General features: G+C 56.0%; 8 protein-coding genes. All 8 read right to left on the minus strand.

The genetic code is table 11. The features are described 5' to 3' along the window. Positions 1 to 873, minus strand: an 873-nt coding sequence (locus tag D9736_RS13450; RefSeq protein ID WP_205712926.1) for a phage tail sheath subtilisin-like domain-containing protein, incomplete at its 3' end; no start/stop codon positions are given. After that, positions 857 to 1,027 carry a DUF2635 domain-containing protein gene (locus D9736_RS13455; protein ID WP_000497751.1) on the minus strand — a complete coding sequence of 57 codons (171 nt, stop codon included), beginning with the start codon at positions 1,025 to 1,027 and terminating at the stop codon, positions 857 to 859. The genes D9736_RS13455 and D9736_RS13450, both read right to left, overlap by 17 nt. Before the next feature lie 8 nt (positions 1,028 to 1,035). Next, positions 1,036 to 1,596, minus strand: a complete 561-nt coding sequence (locus D9736_RS13460) for a hypothetical protein (RefSeq protein ID WP_000779283.1) — start codon at positions 1,594 to 1,596, stop codon at positions 1,036 to 1,038. Next, positions 1,593 to 2,099, minus strand: a complete 507-nt coding sequence (locus D9736_RS13465) for a hypothetical protein (protein ID WP_016236822.1) — start codon at positions 2,097 to 2,099, stop codon at positions 1,593 to 1,595. Before D9736_RS13465 ends, D9736_RS13460 begins: the two co-directional genes overlap by 4 nt. Next, on the minus strand, positions 2,074 to 2,484 hold the full coding sequence (locus D9736_RS13470; RefSeq protein ID WP_032224590.1) for a phage head closure protein: 411 nt from the start codon (positions 2,482 to 2,484) through the stop codon (positions 2,074 to 2,076). The genes D9736_RS13465 and D9736_RS13470 overlap by 26 nt, the downstream gene beginning before the upstream one ends. Continuing rightward, positions 2,481 to 2,804 carry a head-tail connector protein gene (locus D9736_RS13475; protein ID WP_130258499.1) on the minus strand — a complete coding sequence of 108 codons (324 nt, stop codon included), beginning with the start codon at positions 2,802 to 2,804 and terminating at the stop codon, positions 2,481 to 2,483. The genes D9736_RS13470 and D9736_RS13475 overlap by 4 nt, the downstream gene beginning before the upstream one ends. Before the next feature lie 2 nt (positions 2,805 to 2,806). Continuing rightward, positions 2,807 to 3,007 (minus strand): hypothetical protein, encoded by a 201-nt coding sequence (locus D9736_RS13480; RefSeq protein WP_130258500.1) that lies wholly within the window; start codon positions 3,005 to 3,007, stop codon positions 2,807 to 2,809. Between the two features lie 49 nt (positions 3,008 to 3,056). Next, positions 3,057 to 3,855, minus strand: a 799-nt coding sequence (locus tag D9736_RS13485; protein ID WP_130258501.1) for a phage major capsid protein, incomplete at its 5' end; no start/stop codon positions are given.

The raw sequence follows: 3,855 nt of genomic DNA on the forward strand, positions 1-3,855 counted from the left end.
TTTTTCGTACCCCGCCAGGGTGATGTGCTGCTGGTTAAACTGGTCACCTGCGTTCACCAGTTCTGACAGTGTGCCGGTCTTTGCCGTATACACATGACCATACAGCTGACGCGCATAGCTCCAGCGACCGCTGGTATCGTTCATCTCGGTCACCAGCGTGTTAACGGAGGCCGTGTCGTTGAACGGCAGGCCGATATAATCAAACGGCTCATCCGCCATTGCAGCCACCGCGCCGGTGAGAACAGGAGAGCCCGTTCCGGCGGTCCCCGTCGCCACGGCAATCTGTACGCCCGCAGGCAGCACTTCGCCCCCACCAAAGCCGTAGTAATTGAGGGTGACAGGAATTTCATTCCCGCAAAGCCCCTTATGACGCGCGGTCAGCGTGACCACGCCTGCCGAAGATGAGGCCGTAAACGGCAGGGCCGGAACGGCATTGATGGCATCTTTGATACTGCTGGCAATCGTCGCGACGTTATCGCCGTTGGTCACCGGTGCCTGCACGCGGGTACGTCCCACATAAACATTCACCGTGCCGGTTTCGGTTGCCGCCCCGGTCACCGTCAGCGTAACCGTTGCCGCCGCGCCTGTGGCCTCCGGAACGGCAATCACATACAGCTCGCCAAACGGGTCGGTCTGGCGATAAGCCTCGACCATACGCGCCAGCTGACTTCCCGCACCACAAATCTGGCGTGCATAGTCTGCCGACGGCATCAGCACCAGACTGTTGGCAACAATCTCTGCACCGTTATTGGCGTGACCAATCAGCAACGATGCCCCGCTGTCCTGTGCAGTATTCGCCGCCGAGTTATCCATTTCCGCATAAAACAGCGGAACCAGCGTATTCGACGGAATGGTGTTAAAGCTTATCGTCATCGGTGTTCACCTTTTTATTCACGCGCCGGATATCACCCGCTGCTTCACGGCGCAGCCAGTAGTTGTTCTCGTCAACATTTCGCCCTTCGGCGGGCAAAAGGTCACCGCGGGCAGGGTCAGGCACTGACCGCCCTTTAACAGGTTTCACAAACATGAAGATTCTCAGGAAGGAAGGGTTATTTCGGTGTGATGTTCGATATCGCCGTCAGGCCCGTTACCGGGATCGAGATAATCAACATCAATCGCCAGCGTTCGCAGTTCATCCAGACTGTTCAGCTCATCCTGCTGGCGGGTATCGTCTTCGGTCAGCTCGCTGATGACCGAAAAATCGAACTGATAAATCAGCTCATGACGATTCAGATCCAGCAGCGTGCCGCCGTCATAGGTAATCGGGTTACCGCATGCTTCCGGGTTCCAGCCCAGCAGGGCCTTAAAGAGCATCTGCCGGACATCGTCCACCACATCATACGAGGCAAACTGACCGCGCTCATCACGCCCGTTACTCAGTATGACAACCACGGAGAAACCCTCTTTCAGCTCCTGCCAGTAGTCGGTCTGGCTTTTGTTTTCTCCCGGAGAATCATCACCCGGTACAACATATGCCGCCGGGAGTTTCAGCTTTCCGACCTCCGGCAGATTTTTGAACTGGGCCGCGCCTGCAACCCGGTTTTCAAAATACGGACAGCGGGCACGCAGTGCAGCAATAACAGGCGTCAGTTTCATCTGTGTCGTCGCTCCGGCTTCAGTGATTTACGCAATTCCCGCGCCAGAAAATAGCGTGTCCAGCTGCGGTTCTTTTCAAGAGTTTCCACCATGAAGTTATTACGTGGAGCCAGTCGCCAGCCGCTGCCACCGGATGCACCACGATGATGACTACGACGACGTTTTGCTCCTCCCCGGACACCAAAAAACAGAAACGCCGGATAGAAGTCACCAGAGATCATCCGGTTCCCCTTCCCGTTGCGCTGGTTAGGGGCAATGCGTGTCATAAAACCGGCTCGCTTTTTACTGGCTCCCGGCACCATATAACCAATCGAACGAGCCAGGCGTCCGGTCTGATAACCGGGGTTTTCACCCGGTGCCGACCGCGCACGGCGCATCACCAGCCGACGGGCATCACGCATATGACGCTGCCCAATCGTAACAAACGCCCGCCGGACACGGGCGCGGTTAAAGCGCATCTCCGCGGGCTGCTGAACATCAACGTGAAAAAAGGGAGTCGCCATTGCTGCCTCCGTGACTCTGCGTAAATTCGCCCAGCTCTGTACACTCCAGCAACAGAAAGCGCCGCGCCCCGTTCAGATCGCGCTGACGTTTCACCCGGTACACACTGTCACCGCAGACCACCTCATAATCAGCGGTGATCCCCCGGCGGTAGCGAATGGTGATGTAATGGGTGATGGCGTCTCCGGTCTGCGCGGTTTCCTGCCAGGTGGTGGCACTGGTCTGGATAACCTTCGCCCATGTCCGGAACGTAACCGGGTATTGAGGCTCCACACCAAAGTTATCCGCGGGCATATCCACCCGCTGGCGGATCAGGACGCGTTTATTCAGTTCACCGGGGTCCGGCAGAATGTAGGTTGCGCTGGTCTGCGCCTGACGAATTTTCATTGCGGAAAGTACCTGTACGGGCCGACAAGCCAGCTAAAACTCTGCGGCATGTCGAGTTTCTCCACTTCCGTAACCGACGAGCGGTTTTCGTAAAAATGGCTGATAAGCATCAGCATCCCCAGACGAATATCATCCGGCAGGTGCAGCCCGTCCGGGTCGCTGTCCGGAATGGTTTCATCCGGTGCATAGAGCTTCCGGTTCAGATACGTTTCCGTCCGCTTTTGCGCCGCACAGGCAAGCAGTTGCAGATGGCGGTCATCAGTATCGAAATCCTCATCCAGCCGGAGTTGGGCTTTAATCTCTTCCATTGTCAGAAGCATACTCAGCCCTCTTTACTGGTCGTGGCTTTTTTCTCTTTTGTCGCTTTACTGCTTTTTGCACTGGTTCCGCGCTCTGCTAACCCGGCCTGAAGTGCAATCTCCTGCACCCGGACAGGAAGCGCCCCGTCGTCATACTCACCGGCCCGAATGACCTCAACGCGCATACCGTCCGGTGACCATTTCAGATCTTGTTTCAGGATCATGATTCTTTCACCTGTCAGAACAGGGGCGCAGTTCAGCGCCCCTGAGTGATTACGCCGCTGCAATCTTCAGCAGTTTGATGGCCTGCGAATCGACCAGCATGCCGCCGGTGCGCTTGGTGGTATAAAAACCGACAAACGGTTTATTGGTGTACGGATCACGCAGAATGCGGGTACCGATACGGTCAACGATGGTGTAACCCCGCTTGAAGTTACCAAATGCAATAGCTTTCGCATCAGCGGCGATATCCGGCATCTGTTCGTTTTCAGCGATACCGTAACCCGCCAGAGAGGACGGTTGCCCCAGCTCCAGCCCCGGACGCCACAGATAGTTACCCTCGGTGTCTTTCAGCAGACGGATGGCAAACAGGCTGTTGTTGTTCATCATGAACTTCGCGCCAGTGCGGTGTGCCTTACGCAGCGTGTAAATCAGTTTGATAATGGCATCTGCGGTCACCGTCGTCGCTTCACCGGATACAATATGCTGAAGTTTACTGAACGCACGAACCTTATCGGTTTCATCGGTGGATTCATACGCCAGGAACCCTTTTGGCTTCTTGGTGCCATCACCGGTGGTAAAGGCAATTTCTTCCTGTTCGGCAAATTCGGTTGCCAGCTCGCTGTTGATCCATGCTTCCACGTTGAAAAAGGCATCATCCAGCATTTTCTGGGTGGCCTGCGGGTTACCGTAGATTTCCCCCATGAAAGGTTCAATCAGGCCCAGTCTGGAAGTGGCAGTCTGGGAGCGCGCGTCAGTCTCGCCAACCCATCCGGAAGCCGTGCCGCCCAGATTCACCAGTTTTTTGTAGTCGGAACCACCAACGGTGATCACCGTGGCTTCCTGGCGCATC

Origin of the sequence: Escherichia sp. E10V10 (assembly GCF_004211985.1) — a bacterium.
Taxonomy (GTDB): domain Bacteria; phylum Pseudomonadota; class Gammaproteobacteria; order Enterobacterales; family Enterobacteriaceae; genus Escherichia.